The organism is Corynebacterium sp. HMSC066C02, from assembly GCF_001814945.1.
Taxonomy (GTDB): domain Bacteria; phylum Actinomycetota; class Actinomycetes; order Mycobacteriales; family Mycobacteriaceae; genus Corynebacterium; species Corynebacterium aurimucosum.
The window spans coordinates 57,664-79,771 of the sequence record NZ_KV818447.1 but is presented as its reverse complement, the minus strand read 5'-3'; the positions used below and the strand labels follow the sequence as shown (position 1 = coordinate 79,771).

The 22,108-nt window shown below is 61.7% G+C and carries 20 protein-coding genes; 5 read left to right on the top strand and 15 right to left on the bottom strand.

From position 1 onward, the window contains the following. Positions 1 to 6 precede the first annotated feature (6 nt). The 13 genes from atpD to rho all read right to left on the bottom strand — a co-directional run bounded on the left by atpD (position 7) and on the right by rho (position 13,557). Positions 7 to 1,455: a F0F1 ATP synthase subunit beta gene (gene atpD, locus HMPREF2996_RS05140; RefSeq protein ID WP_010187062.1), complete on the bottom strand. Its 1,449-nt coding sequence runs from the start codon at positions 1,453 to 1,455 to the stop codon at positions 7 to 9. Positions 1,456 to 1,458: 3 nt separating this feature from the next. Further along, positions 1,459 to 2,442, bottom strand: coding sequence for a F0F1 ATP synthase subunit gamma (locus HMPREF2996_RS05135; RefSeq protein ID WP_070443815.1), 984 nt, complete (start codon positions 2,440 to 2,442; stop codon positions 1,459 to 1,461). Between the two features lie 56 nt (positions 2,443 to 2,498). Then, a complete protein-coding gene (gene atpA / locus HMPREF2996_RS05130) occupies positions 2,499 to 4,139 on the bottom strand; it encodes a F0F1 ATP synthase subunit alpha (protein WP_070443812.1) in 1,641 nt (546 codons plus the stop codon). Between the two features lie 60 nt (positions 4,140 to 4,199). Continuing rightward, on the bottom strand, positions 4,200 to 5,015 hold the full coding sequence (locus HMPREF2996_RS05125) for a F0F1 ATP synthase subunit delta (RefSeq protein ID WP_070443809.1): 816 nt from the start codon (positions 5,013 to 5,015) through the stop codon (positions 4,200 to 4,202). A gap of 6 nt (positions 5,016 to 5,021) precedes the next feature. Further along, positions 5,022 to 5,594, bottom strand: a complete 573-nt coding sequence (locus tag HMPREF2996_RS05120; RefSeq protein WP_070645975.1) for a F0F1 ATP synthase subunit B — start codon at positions 5,592 to 5,594, stop codon at positions 5,022 to 5,024. 45 nt (positions 5,595 to 5,639) lie between these two features. Continuing rightward, positions 5,640 to 5,882, bottom strand: coding sequence for an ATP synthase F0 subunit C (locus tag HMPREF2996_RS05115; RefSeq protein ID WP_010187073.1), 243 nt, complete (start codon positions 5,880 to 5,882; stop codon positions 5,640 to 5,642). Positions 5,883 to 5,980: 98 nt separating this feature from the next. Then, positions 5,981 to 6,793 (bottom strand): F0F1 ATP synthase subunit A, encoded by an 813-nt coding sequence (gene atpB, locus HMPREF2996_RS05110; protein WP_070645977.1) that lies wholly within the window; start codon positions 6,791 to 6,793, stop codon positions 5,981 to 5,983. Between the two features lie 445 nt (positions 6,794 to 7,238). Further along, entirely contained in the window at positions 7,239 to 7,673 is a 435-nt protein-coding gene (locus HMPREF2996_RS05105; RefSeq protein WP_070710982.1) for a Cg1360 family ATP-synthase-associated protein, read from the bottom strand. A gap of 16 nt (positions 7,674 to 7,689) precedes the next feature. After that, the gene (locus HMPREF2996_RS05100) at positions 7,690 to 8,865 is read right to left on the bottom strand and encodes an MraY family glycosyltransferase (RefSeq protein WP_070443800.1); all 1,176 of its coding nucleotides are present in this window, start codon (positions 8,863 to 8,865) and stop codon (positions 7,690 to 7,692) included. 10 nt (positions 8,866 to 8,875) lie between these two features. Then, positions 8,876 to 9,553 carry an L-threonylcarbamoyladenylate synthase gene (locus HMPREF2996_RS05095; protein ID WP_070443797.1) on the bottom strand — a complete coding sequence of 226 codons (678 nt, stop codon included), beginning with the start codon at positions 9,551 to 9,553 and terminating at the stop codon, positions 8,876 to 8,878. Between the two features lie 54 nt (positions 9,554 to 9,607). Beyond that, positions 9,608 to 10,537, bottom strand: a complete 930-nt coding sequence (gene prmC, locus HMPREF2996_RS05090; protein ID WP_070730428.1) for a peptide chain release factor N(5)-glutamine methyltransferase — start codon at positions 10,535 to 10,537, stop codon at positions 9,608 to 9,610. Between the two features lie 24 nt (positions 10,538 to 10,561). After that, the gene (prfA, locus tag HMPREF2996_RS05085; protein WP_070443792.1) at positions 10,562 to 11,638 is read right to left on the bottom strand and encodes a peptide chain release factor 1; all 1,077 of its coding nucleotides are present in this window, start codon (positions 11,636 to 11,638) and stop codon (positions 10,562 to 10,564) included. After that, positions 11,638 to 13,557, bottom strand: a complete 1,920-nt coding sequence (gene rho, locus HMPREF2996_RS05080) for a transcription termination factor Rho (protein ID WP_070730426.1) — start codon at positions 13,555 to 13,557, stop codon at positions 11,638 to 11,640. Before rho ends, prfA begins: the two co-directional genes overlap by 1 nt. 467 nt (positions 13,558 to 14,024) lie before the next feature. Here rho and HMPREF2996_RS05075 point away from each other — a divergent pair, with 467 nt between their 5' ends. The 5 genes from HMPREF2996_RS05075 to HMPREF2996_RS05055 all read left to right on the top strand — a co-directional run bounded on the left by HMPREF2996_RS05075 (position 14,025) and on the right by HMPREF2996_RS05055 (position 19,370). Continuing rightward, a complete protein-coding gene (locus HMPREF2996_RS05075) occupies positions 14,025 to 15,779 on the top strand; it encodes a long-chain fatty-acid--CoA ligase (protein WP_070730424.1) in 1,755 nt (584 codons plus the stop codon). A 45-nt stretch (positions 15,780 to 15,824) separates the two neighbouring features. Then, the gene (gene moaA / locus HMPREF2996_RS05070) at positions 15,825 to 16,964 is read left to right on the top strand and encodes a GTP 3',8-cyclase MoaA (protein ID WP_070730422.1); all 1,140 of its coding nucleotides are present in this window, start codon (positions 15,825 to 15,827) and stop codon (positions 16,962 to 16,964) included. Between the two features lie 10 nt (positions 16,965 to 16,974). Next, entirely contained in the window at positions 16,975 to 18,192 is a 1,218-nt protein-coding gene (locus HMPREF2996_RS05065; protein WP_070730420.1) for a molybdopterin molybdotransferase MoeA, read from the top strand. A 128-nt stretch (positions 18,193 to 18,320) separates the two neighbouring features. Continuing rightward, positions 18,321 to 18,806, top strand: coding sequence for a cyclic pyranopterin monophosphate synthase MoaC (gene moaC, locus HMPREF2996_RS05060; RefSeq protein ID WP_070730418.1), 486 nt, complete (start codon positions 18,321 to 18,323; stop codon positions 18,804 to 18,806). Between the two features lie 6 nt (positions 18,807 to 18,812). Next, the gene (locus HMPREF2996_RS05055) at positions 18,813 to 19,370 is read left to right on the top strand and encodes a molybdenum cofactor guanylyltransferase (protein WP_070730416.1); all 558 of its coding nucleotides are present in this window, start codon (positions 18,813 to 18,815) and stop codon (positions 19,368 to 19,370) included. Here the strand turns inward: HMPREF2996_RS05055 and HMPREF2996_RS05050 are convergent. Both HMPREF2996_RS05050 and HMPREF2996_RS05045 read right to left on the bottom strand, forming a co-directional pair. After that, positions 19,357 to 20,736, bottom strand: a complete 1,380-nt coding sequence (locus HMPREF2996_RS05050) for a multicopper oxidase domain-containing protein (protein WP_070730414.1) — start codon at positions 20,734 to 20,736, stop codon at positions 19,357 to 19,359. The two genes, HMPREF2996_RS05055 and HMPREF2996_RS05050, sit on opposite strands and share 14 nt — an antisense overlap. Further along, positions 20,717 to 21,916: a beta-carotene 15,15'-monooxygenase gene (locus HMPREF2996_RS05045; RefSeq protein WP_070711002.1), complete on the bottom strand. Its 1,200-nt coding sequence runs from the start codon at positions 21,914 to 21,916 to the stop codon at positions 20,717 to 20,719. The genes HMPREF2996_RS05050 and HMPREF2996_RS05045 overlap by 20 nt, the downstream gene beginning before the upstream one ends. Between the last annotated feature and the right edge of the window lie 192 nt (positions 21,917 to 22,108).

Sequence of the window (22,108 nt, the reverse complement as noted above, 5' to 3'; positions counted from 1 at the left end):
CTCTCCCTACTTCTTCTCGGTCAGCTTCTTGTACGCAGCCTCGACGTCGTCCAAGCCACCCAGGCCGTTGAAAGCCTGCTCCGGGTAGTGGTCGAATTCGCCGTTGCAGATGCGCTCGAAAGCGTCGATGGTATCGGCCAGCGGCACGTAGGAACCCGGCAGGCCGGTGAACTTCTCTGCGACGAAGAAGTTCTGGCCCAGGAAGCGCTCGATACGACGAGCACGCTGAACGGTGATCTTGTCTTCCTCAGACAGCTCGTCCATACCAAGGATGGCGATGATGTCCTGGAGCTCCTTGTTCTTCTGCAGAATACCGATGACACGCTGTGCCACCTCGTAGTGGCGCTCGCCCACGATGGACGGCTCCAGAATGCGAGAGGTAGAGGTCAGCGGGTTCACTGCCGGGTAAATACCCTTCGAAGCAATACCACGGTCCAACTCGGTAGTGGCATCGAGGTGGGCGAAGGTGGTCGCCGGAGCCGGGTCGGTGTAGTCATCGGCCGGCACGTACACGGCCTGCAGGGAGGTAATGGACTTACCCTTGGTAGAGGTAATACGCTCCTGCAGCACACCCATCTCATCAGCCAGAGTCGGCTGGTAACCCACGGCGGAAGGCATGCGGCCCAGCAGGGTCGAGACCTCAGAACCGGCCTGGGTGAAACGGAAGATGTTGTCGATGAACAGCAGCACGTCCTGGTTCTGCACATCGCGGAAGTACTCCGCCATGGTCAGACCGGACAGAGCCACGCGCATACGGACTCCTGGCGGCTCGTCCATCTGGCCGAAGACAAGCGCGGTGTCCTGGAGAACGCCCATCTCTTCCATCTCGAGGAAGAGGTCGGTGCCCTCACGGGTGCGCTCGCCGACGCCGGCGAAGACGGAGGTACCGGAGAACTCGCGTGCGATACGAGTAATCATCTCCTGGATAAGAACGGTCTTACCCACACCTGCACCACCGAACAGGCCGATCTTGCCGCCCTTGACGTACGGGGTCAGCAGGTCGATAACCTTAATGCCGGTCTCCAGGATCTCGGTCTTACCCTCCAACTGGTCGAATGCCGGCGGCTCGCGGTGGATACCCCACTGCTCGCCGTCGCGGCCCAGACCCGGCTGGTCAAGGCAGTCACCGAGGGCGTTGAAGACGTGGCCCTTGACCACATCGCCCACCGGGACGGAAATCGGCTTGCCGGTGTCGGTCACTGCGGCACCGCGGACAAGGCCGTCGGTCGGAGCCATGGACACGGCACGGACGAGGTTGTCACCGAGGTGCTGAGCGACCTCAAGGGTGACGGTCTTTGCAACAGCCTCGAGGGTCACCTCGACGGTCAGTGCGTTGTACAGTGCCGGCAGCCCGCCACGCGGAAACTCCACGTCGACGACCGGACCGATGACACGCACCACACGGCCGGCGGTAGCCGACGACTGTGTGTTCTGCTCTTGCAGAGCTGTAGTCATAATCTAGTCACTTTCTGCGCTTTCGGCGAGCGCCCCAGCGCCACCGACGATCTCTGTGATTTCTTGGGTAATCTGCGCCTGACGAGCCTGGTTGGCCACGCGCGAGAGGTCCTTGACCAGCTCGGTAGCGTTGTCGGTTGCAGACTTCATTGCGGTACGGCGTGCGGCGGACTCGGAGGCCGAGGACTCCAAGAACATCGCAAACAGGAGGCGAGAAACGTACTGCGGAAGCAACGCTTCCATCAGGGTGTCCGCATCCGGCTCGAAGTCGTAATCAGGAGTGATCTGATTATTCGGCTCGGCGTCGGAAAGCGCGGACTCACCCAGATTGTAGTCCTCTTCCTCGATAACCGGTACCACCGGCAGCAGCTGCTGCACACGCGCGGTCTGGGTCAGCATGGACTCGAACTCGGTGTACACAACGTGTACTTGGTCGAAACCGCGAACGGTCTCGCCCTCCACGTGAATACCCTCGCGGGTCTTGGCCTGGCCATTCGAACCGGCAACGAAGCCGTCGATAATGTGGCGGCGCACATCGTGCGTCTTTTCCCAGGTCGGATCCTGCGAGAATCCAGTCCAGCTGCCAGCGACCTCGGCCTCACGGAACTTGTAGAAGCCAACGCCCTTATTACCGGTGACGTAGCGGACGGTCTCGAAACCCTCGCTCTTCAGCAGGGCTTCCAGCTCGGCCGCCTTCTTGAAGATGTTGTTGTTGTAGCCACCGCACATACCGCGGTCAGAAGAGACCACGAGAATGGCGGCTACCTTGGCATCTTCGCGTTCCCGGAGCATCGGGTGATCCAGGGACGTGTGCGCCGCCAGCTTGTTGAGCACGCTGGACAGTTCACGTGCATAAGGCTGCGCCGCTTCTACCCTGGCCTGAGCCTTGGTAATGCGCGAGGTAGCAATGAGCTCCTGTGCCTTGGTGATCTTCTTGGTGGAATTGACGGACCGGATACGGTCACGCAGTTCACGAAGATTAGCCATGGTGTTCGCTCCTCCCTTCTTTTTCTAGACGGTTAATTCTTAGAGCGTGCGAAACTCTATTTGGCCGTCTTGCGGGAGACGTTGAGCTCGGTCTTGTTCACGTCATCCGCGGCGAGCGGGTCAACCGGCGCCTCGGTGCCGAGGTTGTGGCCCTCGGTGGTGCGGAAGGACGGAGTGAAGTCCTTAGCTGCTGCAACAAGTGCATCCTTGGACTCGTCGGTCAGAGCGGTGCCGCCCTGGATCTGCTCGAACACCTGCGGGGTTGCAGAGTTGAGGTGATCGTGCAGCTCCTTCTCGAAGCGGCGTACGTCCTCGACGGGAACGACGTCGAAGATGCCCTGGTCTGCGAGGAAGATGGATACCATCTGGTACTCGACAGGCTGCGGGGAGGACTCGGCCTGCTTGAGCAGCTCGACGAGGCGCTCACCGCGCTCCAGCTGAGCCTTGGAGGCCGGATCCAGGTCGGATGCGAAGGCCGCGAAGGCCTGCAGGTCACGGTAGGCAGCCAGCTCAAGACGCAGGTTACCGGCAACCTTCTTCATACCCTTGGTCTGTGCAGCACCACCAACACGGGAGACGGACACACCGACGTTAATTGCCGGACGGACGCCCTGGTTGAACAGGTCGGACTCCAGGAAGACCTGGCCGTCGGTAATAGAAATAACGTTGGTCGGAATGAAGGCGGAGACGTCGTTCGCCTTGGTCTCAATGATCGGCAGTGCGGTCATGGAACCTGCACCCATGTCGTCGGAGAGCTTTGCAGCACGCTCCAGCAGACGGGAGTGGAGGTAGAAGACGTCGCCCGGGTAAGCCTCGCGGCCCGGCGGACGGCGCAGCAGAAGGGAAATCGCACGGTAGGCCTCAGCCTGCTTGGTCAGATCATCGTAAATGATCAGGACGTGGTTGCCCTGGTACATCCAGTGCTGACCCAGAGCGGCACCGGAGAACGGTGCCAGCCACTTGAAGCCGGCGGCGTCGGATGCCGGAGCAGCCACGATGGTGGTGTACTCCAGAGCGCCGTGCTGCTCCAGGGTGTGGCGCACACCAGCGATGGTGGAGCCCTTCTGGCCGATGGCGACGTAGATGCAGCGAACCTGCTTGTTCTTGTCGCCAGATTCCCAGTTAGCCTTCTGGTTCAGGATGGTGTCGATACAGACAGCCGTCTTACCCGTCTTACGGTCACCAATGATCAACTGACGCTGACCGCGACCAATCGGGGTCATCGCGTCAATAGCCTTGATGCCGGTCTGCATCGGCTCTTCCACCGGCTGACGCTGCAGCACGGACGGTGCCTGCAGCTCGAGGACGCGGTCCTCTTCAGCGGTGATCGGGCCCATGCCGTCAATCGGCTGGCCCAGGGGGTTAATTACGCGGCCGAGGAATTCCTCGCCCACAGGGATGGAGAGAACCTCGCCGGTCCTCTTGACCTCGTCGCCTTCTTTCAGCGACTCGAAGTTGCCCAGGACCACGACACCGATGGAGTTGGTGTCAAGGTTCTGTGCGACGCCAATCACGCCGCCCGGGAACTCGAGCAGCTCATTCGCCATGACGGACGGCAGGCCCGAAACCTGCGCAATACCGTCAGCTGCCGAAATGACCACGCCGACCTCCTCACGGGAGGCCTCCGCGGAGTAGCTCGAGGTGTAGTTCGCAATCGCGCTACGGATCTCGTCGGAGGAGATCGTCAGCTCCGCCATGTTCTTCCTGCTCTCGGTAGTATCTTCCAGCAATTACTTAATCGTTTCTGTCGTTTCGGCTTATGCCATCTGCGCGCGAAGGCGGGCGATCTTGCCTGCCGTCGAGCCATCGATGACTTCATCGCCGACGCGGATGGTCATACCACCGAGGAGGCTGGTGTCAACCTCAGAGTGGATGGACATCGCACGACCATAAATTTTGCCCAGCTTTTCAGCGAGTGCTGCCCGCTGGCTATCGTTCAGCTCACCCGCAGTGGTCACGCGCGCGATGGTACGGCCCTGCAGCTTGGCTGCGGTGTCCGCCAAACCGGCGAGATCATCAATCGGGTTCTGCTCCGGGCGGCCAATGGCCTGCAGCGCGAGCGCCTCAGTAACCATCGTGACCTTGCCGTAGAGCACGCTTGCCAGCAGCCCGACCTTACGATCGGACGTAGCAGTACGGTCTGAAAGCAGCTGGGTCAGTTCGCCTTCTCGGTCAAGCACGCGCGACAGGGAGAAGAGCTCGTCTTCTACCTGGCCCAGCTTGCCCTCAAACTCAGCGCCACGCAGCAGTGCGCGGCGGCCGAGGATGATGAGGCCACGGGCGATATCACGCGGGCTCGACCACTGTGCGGCGGCGGCCTCCTGCAGCACCTGGAGTGCTACCGGGGTGACCTTCCCGCCGAAAAGGGTCTGGACCAGGGACTTGCGCTCCTCTGCGGTGGCGGCGTCGTCGGTCAGAGCGACGCGCAGTTCGCGGTCGCCGTCGAGGACGCGGACTACCTCGAAGAGGTCCTGGCCTGCCTGGGTAGCAGTCGCTACCGAGCGGTCGCTGGAGAGGAACTCATCCAGCTTGGACTCAGTGGTAGCGAGTGCTTCGCGGCTAGCTGCCTTCATCGTTGCCTACTTTCCGGCCGGTGCCACAGTGTCGAGCTCGGACAGGAAGTTATCAATCGTGGAGGACTGCTTGGTGGCGTCCGAAAGTTCGCCGCCGAGCAGCTTCTCTGCCAGGTTGATGGAGTTCTGCCCGATGTCGGAACGCAGCTCAGACACGACCTGTGCACGGGAAGCTTCAAGCTGCTTCTCGCCGGCGGTCAGGATGCGACGAGACTCTTCCTCTGCAGCTTCCTTAGCCTCTGCCTCGATCAGCTTGCCGCGCTCACGCGCCTGCTCACGAATCTCCGCAGCCTCTGCTCGAGCGTCAGCGAGCTGAGCATTGTACTTTTCCAGGGCGGCCTTTGCTTCGGCCTGCTGAGCCTCCGCACGCTTAAGGCCACCTTCGATCCGGTCTTCACGCTCCTGCAGCATCTTGTTGTATGCCGGAAGAACGAGCTTCCAGAACACAAGCAGGATGATGGCGAACGGAATGAGGGACCAGACCAAGTCGTACATCTTGGGCAGAAGGATGGAGTTACCGCTCTCCAGCGGCAGGTGCTCACTTCCCTCTGCTGCAAGGTAGTAAATGACGTTGTTCATGGGGCTCCGTTCTTAAAGTTCGATTTACTTTGTGTAAAGCGCTCTTTAGAACAGGAAGCCTGCAACGAGGCCAATCAGGGCGAGGGCCTCAACGAAGGCGATACCCAGGAACATGGTGGTACGCAGCTGACCAGCCATCTCCGGCTGGCGAGCCATGCCCTCGACGGTCTTGCCGACGAGGATACCGATGCCCAGACCCGGGCCGATGGTTGCGATGCCGTAGCCGATAGCACCGAGACCCTTGAGGGTGGACTCGTCAGCGGCCTGAGCAAGAATGATTTCGTTCATGATGAAAGTCGTTCCCTTTCAATGTTTTCCCACGGATTTGTCCGCGGGGGATGTGGTGGTTTTGGGGTATTTAGTTAACCGCGAGGTTCGCGTTGTTGTTAGTGCGAATCTGCATGCAGCGATAGTTCGATGTATACCGCCGTCAGCAGGGCAAAGATATATGCCTGCAGGAAAATGACGATAATTTCGTAAATCGTGAACAGAACCGCTGCGACCAGCGTCAGGCCACTCATGGCAGTCCAGCCGTTGAACTGGAAGAAGAAGAAGTTCGTTGCCGAGTACAACAGGACCAAAATGAGGTGGCCAGCCAGGAAGTTCGCCATCAGACGAAGAGCCAGCGTGACTGGACGCATGACAAACGTAGAGAAAGCCTCAATCGGCACAACAAGCACGTGCAGCAACGGCGGCAGGTTAGGAATAACCACCGAAGACTTGATGAACTTGCCGAAGCCAAAGCGCTTAGCACCGGCGTAGATCATGGCGATGTACGCGACGGCTGCCAGCACGATTGGCATACCAATACGAGCGTTCGGAGAGATGTTTAGAGCTGGAACAATAGTTGCTACGTTCCAGAACAAAACACCGAAGAAGATCGTGGCCAAGATCGGAAGGAATCGACGTCCTTCCTTACGGCCCAAGATGTCTTCTGCGATGTGAATTCGTACGAAGTCAATCGCATGCTCCGCTACGTTTTGCAATCCTTTAGGAACCAGCTTCGGGTTCCTAAAGGCGACAACAAAAAGGAGCACCAGAATGGCCGCCATGAACAGGCGAACCAGCATGATGCGATCCAAAGCGAACCAACCGTTGGCGAAATCGGCGAACAAGAGATCGACGACTTCACCATCATCGGTTACGTGCCCCGGGAAAAATTCTGGATCCAGTTCGGGTGCGTGAAACTCACCCTTCATGGCCAATGTCGTAACGCTCAGCGTTCTCTCCCGTGTTCGGGCCACACAGCTTGTCGAAGGCTATGTGGTGCGATGGACGTCTCAAGCTCTTTGCCCTGTCCACGGACTCCGTCGCACATCAGCGTAAACAGGGCAAGGATAAACCGTACTTTTTCGGGATAGCATGACGCTAACCCGCGGTAACCCGAAGAGAATGCTATCAGTTCGCCCTCAAGTTTTCGCACGTGGGGGCACCGTTGCGGACCTAAAGCCACAGCCCAGCACCAGAAAGCCTCATAAAAGGCCCGCATTCTGCCAAAACCCTGCTGAGTGTATTTGGTCACATACCCACGTTTTCCCACCTTGACGGGGGTAATGAGCAGGTTGAAAGACGTGTCTTACTACACAAAAAGCCACCCTCCCGGGGTCACCGGAAGCAGTGGCCTGTGATGGAGATCGAGGCACGCTAGGACACGTAGGTCACGTTGGAAGTAATCACACCCCAGACCTCGGTTCCCAGCGTCACCGCCAGCGCTAGCAACACAGTCACAAACAGCGCCATCGTGTCATAGAAGTCCAAGTCCTTAATCAGCAACAGCACCATGATGAGGATGACCACCTTGAGCAACCAGCCGCCGAGAACCACAGCCATCGTGGTCGAGGGAGTAGTCCGCGCGGTAAGGAGCACCGAAGCTGCGGTAAAGAGCACGAAGCCGCCTCCGATAGCAGCGCCGACGAGCACTCCCCAGATGCCGGGCAACCCACGAACGCCACCCCAGAGGGCCAGGGATGCGATGGTCACTACGACGAGGCCAATGGCTCCGAGGCGCAGGGCGCGCTTAAGGGGACGACGATGATCGTCATAGGGCGATAGCTCTTCGGAAGTCGTTGAATCAGTCACAGCCCCATACCCTACCTCAGGAGGGATCCGTTTCCAGCACCACGCTAGTCGAGCGCGGCCGGCGTCCAATCTTGCCCTGGCGCAGCGGAATCAAGGTCACGCCAAAGGCTACGAGGAGCGCAAAAACAGCGAGCACCACCGCGACAGGGGCTGGAACGATGGAGAAGGAAACCGCCCCGAAAGCCACCGCGGAGACCCACAGATAGAGCACCAGCACGGTGCGGCGGTGCGTATGCCCCAGAGACAGCAGCCGGTGGTGGATATGCGCCTTATCGGCAGCGAAGGGCGAGCGCCCCTGCGAAACACGCCGAATGACCGCCCAGACAAGGTCCAGGACTGGAATAAAGACCGCGGCAACGACGACGATGACGGGTGACATCAGCGCCACGATGTCCACGGTGCCGTAGAGGGACATGTTGATCTTGCCGGAGGCTGAGGTCGACGCCGCGGCGAGCAACAAACCAATCAGCATCGCTCCGCTATCCCCCATGAAAATGCGGGAGGGCTCAAAATTATGCGGAAGGAATCCGGCACACACACCAACAAGTGCCGCCGCGATAATCGCCGGCGGATAGGCCGATACGGTACCGCCTTGGTCATGCAGAACAGTCAAGGAGAAGACCAGGATGGCCCCGCCGGCAATCATGCCCAGCCCAGCCGCCAAGCCGTCGAGGCCGTCGACGAAGTTGATGGCATTAATGAGCAGTACGGTAAAGAATGTGGTCAAGAGTGTTCCCTGGACCTGGTCCAGAATGACCGTGGTTCCATCACCAAAAGGCAGAAAGAGAAGCGTCCAGGTCAAGCCCAATCCGCTCATAATGGCTGCGGCAACGAGCTGCCCGATGAGTTTGACCAAAGCACTCAGTTCCAACAGGTCATCCACCACACCGACAACCACGATGGCGGCAGCGGACCAGAGCACAGCGTTCATCTCTGGCGTGACGGGCATAAACCCGCGAGTCAAGGCTGGAAGCTGGCCGGCGAGGTACACTGCGGCGGCAAACCCCGTAAACATCGCCACTCCGCCAAGCTGCGGGGTGGGCTGGGAGTGACTATCGCGCAGGCGGATCTCCGCCACCTGGCCACTGCGCACCAGAAAGGTGCGCACCAGTCCGGTGGTGAGGTAGGTAAACGCCGCGGCGACGAAGATCACCAACGCCAGCTCACGCAGCGGCACTCCGGTTCCAGCCACTGATGTCTCCTTAAGAGGATTGGGAGCCCGGGCGTGTACGCAGGGACTCTGCAGACACTCCGATGACCTCGCCGATCTGCTCGGCGCTCAAAGCACCTTCGCGCAGCAGATACGGGTGTGAGCCGGACAGATCAATGATGGTGGAGGGCTTGCCCACCTCAGCTTCTCCCCCGTCGAGGTAGACCGTGACGGCCTTACCCAGCTGCTGCTTGGCAGCAATCGCAGTGGTCGGCGGAGTCTGTCCAGAGATATTCGCTGAGGACACCGCCATCGGGCCGACCTCGCGGAGGAGCTCGATTGCAATGGGGTGCAGGGGCATGCGCAGCATCACCGTGCCGCGGGTATCGCCCAGGTTCCACGGAAGCGAAGGCGCTTGCGGGACCACGATGGACAAACCACCCGGCCAGAAGGCCTCGATAAGCGTTTGTGCGGTGTCATCCAAAGTGGCGACAAGGCCTTTTACGGTGTCCCAGGATCCCACGAGCACCGGCACCGGCATGTCGGGGCCGCGGTGCTTGGTGGCCAGCAGGCTCGCAACGGCGTCATTATCGAAGGCGTCGCAGCCCAACCCGTAGAGCGTATCGGTGGGCATGACGACGAGCCGCCCTGACTTGGCTGCCTTGACGGCAAGGGCCATTCCTTCTTCGCGTTCTGCCGCGTCCGCACAGTTATAAATCTGTCCCTGCATTGGTCTCTCCTTTAATTCCGTTCCTATCGGCTTGTCGACCAATCTTCGACCAATCTACTGTACTCCCCGTTCGGCCGTGACAAAGCGGGCGGTGCCAGTCAGATCCTTAAGTACCTCGATGTGCGTGAACCCGCCATCCGCACGCAGGGCTTCTTGCACCTGTTCAGACGTGTCATCATCGTGTTCAATGCCCACCTTTCCGCCGGGGCGAAGCAGTGCGGCGATGGTCGGAATCATCGCTGTGATGGTCTCCATGCCGTCTGCTCCCCCAAACACCGCCTCGTAGGGGTCTTGGTAGACCTCCGGATCCAGGTCCGGGGTCTCGGGGACATAGGGCGGGTTGGTCAGCACGAGGTCGACGGTGCCGTGCAGCTCCGAAAGCACATATGGATCCGTCACGTCGCCCTGGATCAGCTGCACATCACGGTCATGACGTGCAACGTTGCGGCGGGTGTAGGCCAAGGCGGCGTCGGCAAGCTCCACTGCCCACACCTCGGCCTGCGGCACGTAGTGGGCGACGTACAACGCCAGTGCACCGGATCCGGCGCACAAATCCACGACGCGGGGAGGGTGCGCGTTAGTCTTCGTCTCCCATGAGTTAAGTTTCTTCGTCTCCCACGAGTTAAGTTTCTTCGTCTCCCATGAGTTAAGTTTCTTCAGAAACTTAACTCCCCAGTCGGCGAGCACCTCCGTCTCTGGGCGCGGGATGAACACACCGGGGCCGACCTCGAGTTCGAGGGGGCCAAACCACGCCGCTCCTAGGATGTGCTGGAGGGGCTCGCGCGCTTCACGACGCCCCACCAACGCCCCATATGCCACGTCAAAGCCGGGGATCGGAGCTTCGTTTAGCGGGATATCCATGTGGCCGCAGTGAATGAGGTGGGCAGCCAACAGGCGCGCATCCCACTCGGGTGAGGGTACCCCGGCAGCGCGAAGGCGCTCCGTGGCATCACGAAGCGCCTCCTTATAGGTGTGAAAAGTCACCGTATCTAACCGTGCCTTAGCCTTCTAGCCTTCGGCCTCAAGGCGCTCCGCGCGCTCCTGGGCTTGCAGAGCTTCGATGAGATCCTGCATATCGCCGTCGAGCACGGAGTCAAGATTATTGGCCTTGTAACCAATGCGGTGATCGGTGATGCGGTTCTCCGGCCAGTTATAGGTGCGGATGCGCTCGGAGCGGTCCATGGTGCGCACCTGGGAGGCGCGCTGCTCGCCGGCCTCGGCCTCGCGGGCCTCGCGCTCCATCTGGTCCAGGCGAGCCTGCAGCACCTGCAGGGCACGCGCCTTGTTCTGAATCTGCGAGCGCTCCTTCTGACAGGTCACCACCAGGCCAGTGGGCAGGTGGGTAATACGCACAGCGGAGTCAGTGGTGTTCACGCCCTGACCACCCTTACCGGAGGAACGGTAAACGTCGACACGGATGTCCTTGTCATCGATATTGACGGAGTCGATCTCCTCCGGCTCCGGGTAGACCAGCACACCAGCAGCAGAGGTCTGGATGCGGCCCTGGGACTCGGTCACCGGCACGCGCTGTACACGGTGGACGCCGCCTTCAAACTTGAACACGCTCCACGCGCCATCGCGCGAGGGGGTCTTGGACTTGAAGGAGATGGACATATCCTTCACTCCGCCAAGGTCAGACTCGTTGAGGCCCAGGACCTCCCACTGGAAGCCTGCCTTGTCGGCGAAGCGCTCGTACATGCGGGCCAAGTCACCGGCGAAGAGCGCTGCCTCTTCGCCACCAGCACCGGCCTTGATCTCCATGATGATGTCCTCGGAGTCATGCTCATCGCGCGGGGCTAGGAGGTCCGCAAGTTGCTCCTCCAGCTGCACGACGAGCGGCTCGAGGCGGTCAACCTCAGACTGGAACTCGTGATCCTCGTAGGCCATCTCCTTGGCGTCGGCCAAATCCTGGCGGGCCTGCACCAGCTCTTCGTTGACGGCGACGATGGGGCGCAGCTCAGCGTAGCGCTTGGACAGCTTGCGGAATTGCGACTGATCCCCGGCTACGTCTGGGTCAGCCATCTGCATTTCGATGCCTTGGTACTCGGAGATGATGTCATCAACGAGGGAAACCTGGTTAGACATTACTTGTAGTCCTCCTCGTCCGTGTCTGCCGCCATGGGCGCGGACGAAGCGACCTGCATGAGGAACTCGCCATTAGAGCGGGTCTTCTTGAGCTGCTTGATGAGCAGGTCAATGGCGGCGAAGGAGTCCAAGCCGGAGAGGATGCGGCGCAGCTTGGTCATGATGCGTGCCTCCTCCGGAACGAGCAGGAGCTCGTCCTTGCGGGTACCGGAGGGGTTGACGTCCACGGCCGGGAAGATGCGGCGCTCGGAGATAGCGCGGTCGAGCTTGAGCTCGGCGTTGCCGGTGCCCTTGAACTCCTCGAAGATGACAGTGTCACCGGTGGATCCGGTCTCCACCATCGCGGTGGCGATGATGGTCAGCGAGCCGCCGTTTTCGATGTTGCGGGCAGCGCCCAAGAAGCGCTTCGGCGGGTACAGGGCGTTGGAGTCCACACCACCGGACAGGATGCGGCCCGACGCCGGGGAGGAGTTGTTGTACGCACGGCCTAGGCGGGTGATGGAGTCGAGCAGAACGACGACGTCCTTGCCCTGCTCCACCAAGCGCTTGGCGCGCTCGATAGCCAGCTCTGCTACCGAGGTGTGCTCTGACGGAGGGCGGTCGAAGGTGGAGGCAATGACCTCACCGTTGACGCTGCGCTGCATGTCCGTGACCTCTTCGGGGCGCTCGTCCACGAGGACCACCATGAGGTAACACTCCGGGTTATTCGTGGCGATGGCGTTGGCGATGTTCTGCAGGATCGTCGTCTTACCGGCCTTCGGCGGGGAGACGATGAGCGCGCGCTGGCCCTTACCAATCGGCATGATGAGGTCGATGACGCGAGTAGTGAGGATCTTCGGGTCCGTCTCCAAGCGCAGGCGCTGGTTCGGGTACAGCGGGGTGAGCTTGGCGAAGTCCGGGCGCTCCTTCGCGGTGGACGGATCCAAGCCGTTGACGGTGTCGACCTCCACCAGCTGGTTGTACTTGCGGCGGTTGCGGCCGTTGCCGTGGGTGTGGGTCGGGCCGGAAACTTTGACCTTGCCGGTCAGGGCGTCGCCTGAGCGCAGGCCAAGGCGGCGCACGAGGTTGTTGTTGACAAAGACATCGGAGCTCGCCGCGCGGTAGCCGGTGGTGCGCAGGAAGGCCACGTTGTTGTCCACGACCTCGAGGATGCCGCCGACTACCTGCACTTCATCGCCCTCGCGGATCTGCAGGTCATTGCCACCGTTGCCGCCGCCATCGCGGTCACGCCCGCGGCGGTTGCGACGGTTACGGCGGTTGCGGCGGCCTCCGCCGCCGTTGTTGTCATCATCGTTGCGGTGGTTATCGCGGCGGTTGTTGTTCTGGCCACCGCCGTTATTGCCGCCGTTATGACCGTTGCCACCGTTGCCGTGGTCACCGTTGTCGGAGTTCTTTCCGCCACGGGACTGGCTGTCCTCGGACTTGCCGTTGTTGTCCTCGGCACCATTGTCATTCCCGTTGCCCTTGGACTCTCCGCGGGCCTCGCGCTCCTGACGGCGCGCACGGTTGCGGCGCGCACGGCGGGCCTGAGAGCGGGACTCGTAGCGCTGCTCGTCGTGGCCGTCCTTGTGCTCGGACTCCTGAGCACCGTCCTCACCCTTCTGGGAGTTCTCGGATTCCTGCTGTGGCTGGTCCTGTTTCTTCTTGTCCTGCTCCGGCTGCTCGGAGGCCTGGTCAGCAGCACCGGCGGGGCGCGAGGCCTTGCGGGCAGCGCGACGCGGCTGTGCGTCCTTAGCCTCGCCCTCGGCAGCAGCCTTTGCGCCGCGTGCCGGAACCTGGCCGGTGGTCAGTGCAGTGATGAGGTCCCCCTTGCGCAGTCCGGAGACGCCGCGAAGTCCGCGCTCCGCAGCCAGCTTGCGCAATTCCGGCAGCTTCAGGGATGCGAGATCCTGTGCTGCGGTCTTGTCCGTATCGCTCACGGATATCCTTTCGTCGCTTCACCAACGCGCGCTGTTTCTTGTGCTGCACCTGCACTGTGCGCGGTGCCGCTCCGAATGGGCGTTGGAAGCCAGTGTGTAATTGAGATGGTCCACCGCCACCAGCGAGTTCACGCGACCGCGATCCCCGTGGGCGGTGGTTTTCTTTGGCTCTCCCCCCTCTCCGGCCCTGCGGTACGGAACATGAAGAACTCCTTGCAAAACTCCTGAAAAGTTCTCAAGGAAGCGGCCGCGGGTCAATCGCGGGGAGATATTTTAAGAAGGCGACTGCGAGCGTGTCTCTCCCCTCTCACCGTCGCGCACACCGTTGGACTGCCATGAGTTTTCACCACAGGTGTGTGCGCCGTAGAGGGAGCTCGGAGGTGCGGGGAAGGCCTTCCCCGCCAGTCGCCGACAACTATACCGCATCCTTCCACCGCGCTCACACTGACACGGCTAAAGTAGTGCGCATGCTCTCCACAATGCAGGATATCCCGCTGTCCCTCACTCGCATCCTGGAGTACGGTTCCACTGTCCACGGCCAAACCCAGGTGGTTACGTGGCACAGCGCCAATCCCGGCAATGAACGCGAAGAAACCACCTTCGCCGATATCGGCGCGCGCGCCGCTGCCTTCGCCCACGCCCTGCATGACACGCTCGGCATCACTGGCGATGAACGTGTGGGCTCCCTAATGTGGAACTGCGCCGAACACCTCGAAGTGCTTTTTGGCACCGCTTGCAAGGGGGCAGTATTTACCCCGCTCAACAAGCAGCTCATGAATGATCAGATCCGGCACATCATCAACCACGCTGAGGTCCGCGTCATCGTCGCGGATTGTCGCCTCGCCGAGCAACTGGCCCAGGTTCTAGAAGGCGCGGACTGCGTGCGTGCGGTGGTGTTCACGGGCGTCGACAAGCCCAGCACCGCTCTGCCGGGCAGCGTCGAGGTATATAGCTATGAACAACTGCTGGATGGGCGCTCCACCGTGTATGACTGGCCGGTTCTGGATGAGCACACCGCCGCCGCACTGTGCTACTCCACCGGCACCACCGGTGCACCCAAGGGCGTGCTCTACTCCCACCGCGCCCTGTACTTGGAAGGTATGCAGCTGCGCTCCTCCGATTCCTTGTGCGTCACCCACGGGGAGACATTTCTGTGCTGCATCCCCATCTATCACGTGCTGAGCTGGGGAGTTCCCTTCGCGGCGTGGATGACGGGCACGCCGCTGGTGCTTCCCGACGCCGACGTCTCCCCCGCCACCCTGGCCAAGGTCATCGCCGCCACCTCCCCGCGCGTGGCGCACGGTGTGCCCACCATTTGGATTCAGCTCTTCGTGCACTACCTCAAGAACCCACCGGAGCGCATGACCCTGACGGAGATCTTCGCTGGCGGCTCTCCTGTGCCGCCGCAGCTCATCAAGAGCTGGGAAGAGCGCTACGGCGTGGACGTGGTCCACGTGTGGGGCATGGCGGAAACCACCACGGTGGGCACCGTGGCTCGCCCGCCTTCAGGCGCCTCGGGTGAGGCCCGCTGGGCCTACCGTATTTCCCAAGGGCGCTTCCCTGCCGCCCTGGAATACCGCGTGGTTAACGACGGCCACGTAGTCAACACGACGGACCGCAACGCCGGTGAGATTCAGGTCCGCGGCAACCTGGTTACTGGCGCCTACTACCATTCGCCCGCCTCGGAGGATGGCGGCGCTGCTCACGAGTTCCGCGGGAAAGACGTCGAGGACGCGGCTTCCAAGTTCACGGCGGACGGCTGGCTACGCACCGGCGACGTCGGCTTCGTCACCGAGGACGGCTTCCTTACCGTGGAAGACCGAGCACGCGATGTCATTCGCTCCGGTGGTGAGTGGATTTATTCCGTGCAGTTGGAGAACCTCATCATGGCCAACCCGGTGGTACTCGAATGCGCCGTCATTGGCTATCCCGACAAACAGTGGGTCGAGCGCCCGCTGGCTGTCACCGTGCTCGCCGCAGATATCAGCCCCACAATTGAGACCGCCGAGCGCCTGCGCAACGGTATGCGCTCTGAGCTGCCCTCCTGGATGCTGCCGGAGTACTGGACCTTCGTGAAATCCATCGATAAAACCTCGGTGGGCAAGTTCGATAAGAAGGACCTGCGCGCCCACCTTGCGGAGGGCGAATACAACATCATCCGTCTCAAGGGCCCGGGTGAGGCGCAGCGCCTCGATGCCGAAGAAGGCGACGGGGAAGCTTAGTCCCCTCCTATTCATTTGGCGCGCTTCGATCTAGACTTGCCAGCAATGTCCGCCCAGCCATCCCAGCCTTCGCCACGCACCTCCGTCCCGCTGACTCTGCCATTGCCGCGTGTACGGGGAGCGGGGACGCTGCCCACGGACCTGCCGGCACCAGGGACCGAGGGCCGCCGTGCACTCGTGGATCGCTACGGCCGCCAGGCCCGCGACCTGCGCGTTTCTCTGACGGATCGCTGCAACCTGCGCTGCACCTACTGCATGCCCGCCGAAGGTTATGAGTGGCTGCCCACCGAACACACGCTCAGCGATGAAGAGACCATCCGGCTGATCCGCCTCGCAGTGGACAAGCTCGGCATCCAGCAGGTGCGCTTCACCGGTGGCGAGCCCCTTCTTCGCGGCTCCTTAGAGAAAATCATCGCCGCCACAAAAGCGCTCACTACCGATGAGGGCCGCTCTCCTACTGTTGCTCTCACCACCAACGGGCTAGGCCTGGATAAACGCCTGCCGGGGCTGCAGCGCGCCGGGCTGGACCGCGTCAATATCTCCCTGGACACGCTCGATCCGGAGCTCTATGCCCAGCTCACCCGACGCGACCGCCTGGCAGATGTGCTCACATCCATCGATGCCGCGCTGGCCGCCGACATGGATACGGTCAAGGTCAATGCTGTCATCATGCCAGGCGTCAACGAATCCGCCATCCTGCCGTTGGCCCGTTTTTGTTTAGAGCGCGGCGCGCAGCTTCGTTTCATTGAGCAGATGCCGCTGGGCCCACGAGAGAAGTGGACGCGTTCCCAGATGGTCACCGCGGAGGACATCTTGGCACGCTTGGCCGAAGACTTCGAGCTCACCCCGGCTAAGAAACCCCGCGGCTCCGCGCCGGCTGCACTGTGGTCCGCGGTCTCGCGCGATGGCTCCCTCCCCACAGGACACATCGGGGTGATCGCCTCCGTGACGCGGCCCTTCTGCGGGGATTGCGACCGCACGCGCCTGACCGCAGACGGCGCGGTGCGCAATTGCCTCTTCGGCAACTCGGAAACCTCCTTGCGCGACCTCATGCGGGCCGGTGCCAGCGATGCGGAGCTCGCCACCGCGTGGGCGGGTGAAATGTGGAGGAAATTACCGGGCCATGGGGTGGATGATGAAGGTTTCCTCCAACCAGATCGCCCGATGTCCGCCATCGGCGGCTAGATTGGGTGCAATGACAAGCACTGGGACTGACTTAAGTATCGAGGAGTATTTCGACCGCCTCCACGCGCTGGTCCGCGCCCTGCCTGCGGAGCATGTCCCACTCTCGCAGGGTCACGTATTGGCTGAGCCCCTCGTCGCCCGCCTGCCCCTGCCAGCGCAAGATAATTCCGCGATGGATGGTTTCCTCATTTCGCAGCCCTCCTCACCCGGCAGCCTCACCGTTCCTTTCACTCTGCCCGTCGTGGGTGATGTGCCTGCCGGCGCGTCTGCCCAGGCCCCGCAGCCCGGCACTGCGCTGCGCATCATGACCGGTGGTGCAGTACCCGCGGGCTTTGATGGTCTGGTCATCCCTGTGGAGGACACCGATATTCCGCCAGGCCCCGGGCCGCTGCCCGAGACCGTTACGGTGCACCGACTTCCCGAGCGCAACCACATCCGGCGGCGCGGCTCCCACATCGAGGCCGGGCACCAACTAGCCGGTGCCGCCACGCTGGTCGACGCCTCCCTCATCGCCGCCGCCATTTCTGCCGGGGTCAGCACCGCCGTGGTCCACCGCATCCCGCGAGTGAGCATTATCGCCACGGGCGAGGAGCTGCGCAACGGCCAGCTCCCGGATTCCAATGGGCCGATGCTCGAAGCACTCATGAGTGCCACCGGGCCCGTTGACATCACTCGCACGGTATGTGGCGATTCACCCGTTGAGCTGCGGCGCTGCTTCGACGCGGCTGCTGCTGATTCCGATCTCATCGTCACCACAGGCGGGGTATCCGCAGGAGCCTTTGACGTGGTTCGCGCGGTCATTGAGGATACTGTGGAGCGCGGCTCTTATTGGTTCGGGCACGTCAACCAACGCCCCGGCGCGCCACAGGGCCACGCGCTGTGGAACGGCGTTCCCGTGGTGTGTTTGCCGGGCAACCCGGTGGCGGCGTTCGTCTCCGCACACCTTTACCTCACCCCGCTTCTGTGTTCCTTGCGCGGCCTTCCCCGCCCCACCGGAGTTTTAGACCGGCCGCATCTGACGGCCGTCGCCGGGGCCGACTTCCCGGATCCGCACCGCCCGCTGATCCAGCCGTGCTCAATTGCTCTGGGAGGAAGCATTACCGCCTCTCCGCCGCCTGGTCCACGCATGCGCAGCCACCACGTTGCAGCACTGCCGGGCACGCAAGGTTTCGCGCTGCTGACGAGCTCCGTCACCGCAGGGGAGCAACTTACCGTCTACCCCTACTAGATTCAGGGTCTCCCCTTCTACAGCCCCCACCCCTCCGTTGCTGCCAAAGATCGCGCCTCAGAAACGCGGATCGGCCCACTCTTCGTCAGCTAGGCTAGGTCCACCGGAGGAAAGGACCCGCTGCAACAATGAAGTTCACTCATCTTAATGAGGCCGGCTCCGCCTACATGGTGGACGTGACCGATAAGAAGCCCACTGTGCGCACCGCCACCGCCCAAGGCGAGGTGGCGTGTTCACCAGAGGTCCTCACCGCACTGCGGGAGGGAGCCGTGCCGAAGGGCGACGTGCTTGCGGTTGCTCGAGTGGCCGGTATTGCGGCGGCGAAGAAGGTCCCGGATCTCTTGCCTCTGGCCCACACCATTGGTGTGCACGGGTGCGCGGTCGACATCGAGCTGCGCGAAGATCACGTTTTTATCGAGGCCACCGTGCGCACCGCCGACCGCACCGGCGTAGAAATGGAGGCGCTGACCGCTGTGAACGTCGCCGTCCTAGCGCTCATCGACATGGTGAAAGGCGTTGACCGCTCCGCTTATATCCGACGCTGCGGCATCACCGCAAAATCCGGCGGTCGCTCGGGTGATTGGTCCCGCGAACTGCCCGGCGCGGAAGGATAGAGAACAATGCCAGGTGTCATTGTTGTGGCAGGCGGACGCGGAACGCGCATGGGAGGCGTGGACAAAGCAAGTATCACTCTCGCCGGTGAGCGCCTTATCGACCGTCTCCTGCGCCAGTTGCCTTATGATGCGCCGGTGGCGGTTGTCTCACCCTATCCCCTAGGGATGCCCCAAGTATGTGAAAGGCCTCTTTTCGGCGGGCCAGCCGCGGGAATCGCCGCGGGCCACGCCGCGCTGGTTGGTGCCGCAGAGTCCACGACCGCCATCTTTGCCGTCGATGCCCCGGATTCCCCGCGTATGCTGCCTGTACTCGAACAGGCCTTAGAAAGCTCCGGCGCTGATGCCGCGGTGGCCACCTTCGATGGGCGCCTTCAACCGCTGTGTGCACTGTGGCGCACCGAGGCCATTACCCGCGCTCTGCACGAGCTCGGCAATCCCCGCAATAAGTCAGTCATGCGCTTACTGAGACTCGCGAAGAACATCACAGAGGTCGAAGGCACCGCCGCAGTACGCGATATAGATACCTTGGACGAACTCCGCGAGCGGCGAGCTACTCAACGATGATCTGCCCGTGCTGGCCCTTCTCTGCGTTCGTCATGAGGTGGTTCACAAAGGAGTAGGTCCCCGGCTCGTTGAAGGTCATCTCCACGAATCCGCCCTGGGCGGGCAAGAGGTCCAGCGCCTGGGATCCGGAATCCTTCGCGTCCTTAATCAGGTAGGCGCCTTCCTTGTACACGGTGTCGAATTGCTCCCCCACAACGTGGAAGCTCAGAGGCAAATCCGGGCCGAGGTTAACCAGCCAGATACGCACGGTATCGCCCACCTTGGCGCGCAGCGGTGCTAAGCCCTTGTCGTATTGATTGGGATAGTAGTTGAAGGCGGTGAGGTCATAGTCGCCATTGCTGACTCGCTGTGCATCCGCACCTTCACTTTCCCTGCCCGCGGTGGCGAGGAAGATTTCGCTTGCCGCCATGACGTACTCCGCATCGACGTCCCCCAGTGCATCCTCACCACGCGGATCGATAATGACTGCTCCTGCCATGCCGTTGGCAATGTGTAGACTCATCGGCATGGTTGAGCAGTGATACATCCAGATGCCTGCCCGGTGCGCGACAAATTCGTATGTCAGCGACTCGCCCGGCTGAATCGTCTTCATGTTCTTATCTGGGTTGACTTCACCAGCGTGAAAATCCACCGAGTGCCCCATCGAGCCCTCGTTCTTGATAGTGATACGAAATCGGTCCCCGACCTTGCCGCGCAGGGTTGGTCCGGGTGCCTGCCCGTTGAAGAGCCACCGGGTTTGGCGCACTCCTGGGGCGACCTCAGCCTCCTCTTCTGTCATCACCCAGGTCTCCTCGTGAAGGTCGCCTTCCGCGGGAGCAAGGGAGGCACCGACGGCGTCGAAGCCCTCGCGTGCCGCCATGCGCTCGGCTGCTGAGGGCACCGTCGCCGGGGCACCAGCAGAGCCCGTGCTTGCCGACGCCCCCGCATGCTCATGGTCCCCAGATGCTGGCTCGTCGACGTTGACCATAAACGTCATCCCCTGCATTTTGTGCCCGGCGATCGTGCAATAGCCTTCCACGGATTCATCGATGATCCCGGCATCCAGCTGCACGGTCTCACCTGGTTCTACCCTTCCGGTTTCCTCACGTCCGATCTTCAAGTCATGGACCTGGTCGCCCGTGTTATGAAAATTCACCACCAGGTGGCTGCCCGCAGCCACGTTAATAGAGGACGGAACAAAGGCCATGCCGTCGACAGAGACATCCACAGTGACGGCATCGGCGGAAGCTACCAGCGCCGGATCTTGTTTCCCCATCCGCGAATTGGTCACTGCCAGTGCAATGACCGCCACCAAGGCAACAATGATGATGAGCCAGGATGCCCACTGCTTCTCAAATTGCTCCTTTTTAACGGGCACGCTTGACATGAACTTCTCCTTGAGATGACGAGACGGCCCACACTAGGGCCGCACAATTGGCGATGAGGCCTAGCCCCATCATGATAAGCCCGGCGAAGGACACGCTAGTAATGCCAGTGAGGCTCAGCACGCCGCCAAGGTTGATGAGCGCTACGCGCACGAACCCTGGAAGGTGGCCTCGCGCGGGATGAGCAGCCCCGGCCAGGATGGGCAGCATGTGGTGGAGTACCCCGGTCACGAGCTGCAGGAGGCCGGCGCCGACGAATGTGGGCATCAGGAGTAACGTCACCGCGCGCGGGTAGGCCCCGGCGAGAGTGGCCGCCGCGTCACCGGCACACAGTGCCAGCATCCATACCAGTCCCGCCATCGCGGACACGCTTGCCGTGGTCTTCACGCCACCAAGCGCACCGGCAAGTACTGGCTGAATGATGAACACAGCGGCAAGGACGGTGAGTAGCTGCGCCATGCCGGCGGCGCGGGTGAGCCCGGAGGCGTCGGCAAGCATGGCCACCCCCAGCCCCACGCAATGCACGGTCAATGCTCGACCACACCGGGCCCGGGCGACCGATGAAATTGGCGTTCGGGTCAACGTGGGCAGCAGCGTGACTACGGTGCCCACAATGGTAAGCAGTGCAAACCCCCACACCATGCCGCGTGAGTGCGCCGCCACCAACAGCGAGTAGTTACCCACCCCGTGCGCAGCCAGGATGGCCAATAACACAGAGACCACCATGAAGCACGCCGCGGCCAGATAAAAGGGCACGGTGACTGCAAAAGAGCCAGAAAGAGAGCCTCGAAGCTTAGACCACAACGCCCACAGGTGCCACGTGACTGCGACGATGACGAGTGAGGAGCCAATATCCGCGAGCATTCCCCAGTCGTAGCCTGCGCGGTCGACGAGCAACAGGACCAGACCTACCTGCACTAGGCCCACCCGTGTGCCCACCCCGCGGAAGCCGACGGCTGGGGTGCGGGTCAGCGCCTCCGTGAAGTGGGTGCTGAATACGAGGATGGCGGTGGTCAGCGCTCCGAGGGTAAACGGATGGATGAGATCCCACCACACGACGGGTGCTCCCAGATAACTCGCCACGGTGATTCCCACGCCCACCGCGATCCACAAGGCCACGAGGCTAAAGGCAATGGTGTGCCAACGCCGGCGCGACGTCAACGAGACATCCCGCACAGATATACCTGACTTAGTTATTTGCACGGATATAATCGTAGTAAATTAAAGACGCGGGCAGCAACGCCAGCTCCCCCTAGAAAATCGAAACGGAAAAGATCAATGAACTTGCCGCTTATCGACGCCTCCAAGGGCCACGACATCCCCACCCTCAACGCCTCCGAAATCCCTCACGCAGTAAACATCAAATTCACGCGA

What these genes read in the sequence shown, in the direction of transcription:
- HMPREF2996_RS05095 (WP_070443797.1), bottom strand. Translation starts at nt 9,553, where the DNA reads ATGCAGGGACAGATTTATAACTGTGCGGACGCGGCAGAACGCGAAGAA.
- moaA (WP_070730422.1), top strand. Translation starts at nt 15,825, where the DNA reads ATGTCCGCCCAGCCATCCCAGCCTTCGCCACGCACCTCCGTCCCGCTG.
- HMPREF2996_RS05135 (WP_070443815.1), bottom strand. Translation starts at nt 2,442, where the DNA reads ATGGCTAATCTTCGTGAACTGCGTGACCGTATCCGGTCCGTCAATTCC.
- moaC (WP_070730418.1), top strand. Translation starts at nt 18,321, where the DNA reads ATGAAGTTCACTCATCTTAATGAGGCCGGCTCCGCCTACATGGTGGAC.
- HMPREF2996_RS05125 (WP_070443809.1), bottom strand. Translation starts at nt 5,015, where the DNA reads ATGAAGGCAGCTAGCCGCGAAGCACTCGCTACCACTGAGTCCAAGCTG.
- HMPREF2996_RS05120 (WP_070645975.1), bottom strand. Translation starts at nt 5,594, where the DNA reads ATGAACAACGTCATTTACTACCTTGCAGCAGAGGGAAGTGAGCACCTG.
- HMPREF2996_RS05050 (WP_070730414.1), bottom strand. Translation starts at nt 20,736, where the DNA reads ATGTCAAGCGTGCCCGTTAAAAAGGAGCAATTTGAGAAGCAGTGGGCA.
- HMPREF2996_RS05065 (WP_070730420.1), top strand. Translation starts at nt 16,975, where the DNA reads ATGACAAGCACTGGGACTGACTTAAGTATCGAGGAGTATTTCGACCGC.
- prfA (WP_070443792.1), bottom strand. Translation starts at nt 11,638, where the DNA reads ATGTCTAACCAGGTTTCCCTCGTTGATGACATCATCTCCGAGTACCAA.
- atpA (WP_070443812.1), bottom strand. Translation starts at nt 4,139, where the DNA reads ATGGCGGAGCTGACGATCTCCTCCGACGAGATCCGTAGCGCGATTGCG.
- HMPREF2996_RS05115 (WP_010187073.1), bottom strand. Translation starts at nt 5,882, where the DNA reads ATGAACGAAATCATTCTTGCTCAGGCCGCTGACGAGTCCACCCTCAAG.
- atpD (WP_010187062.1), bottom strand. Translation starts at nt 1,455, where the DNA reads ATGACTACAGCTCTGCAAGAGCAGAACACACAGTCGTCGGCTACCGCC.
- atpB (WP_070645977.1), bottom strand. Translation starts at nt 6,793, where the DNA reads ATGAAGGGTGAGTTTCACGCACCCGAACTGGATCCAGAATTTTTCCCG.
- HMPREF2996_RS05075 (WP_070730424.1), top strand. Translation starts at nt 14,025, where the DNA reads ATGCTCTCCACAATGCAGGATATCCCGCTGTCCCTCACTCGCATCCTG.
- HMPREF2996_RS05055 (WP_070730416.1), top strand. Translation starts at nt 18,813, where the DNA reads ATGCCAGGTGTCATTGTTGTGGCAGGCGGACGCGGAACGCGCATGGGA.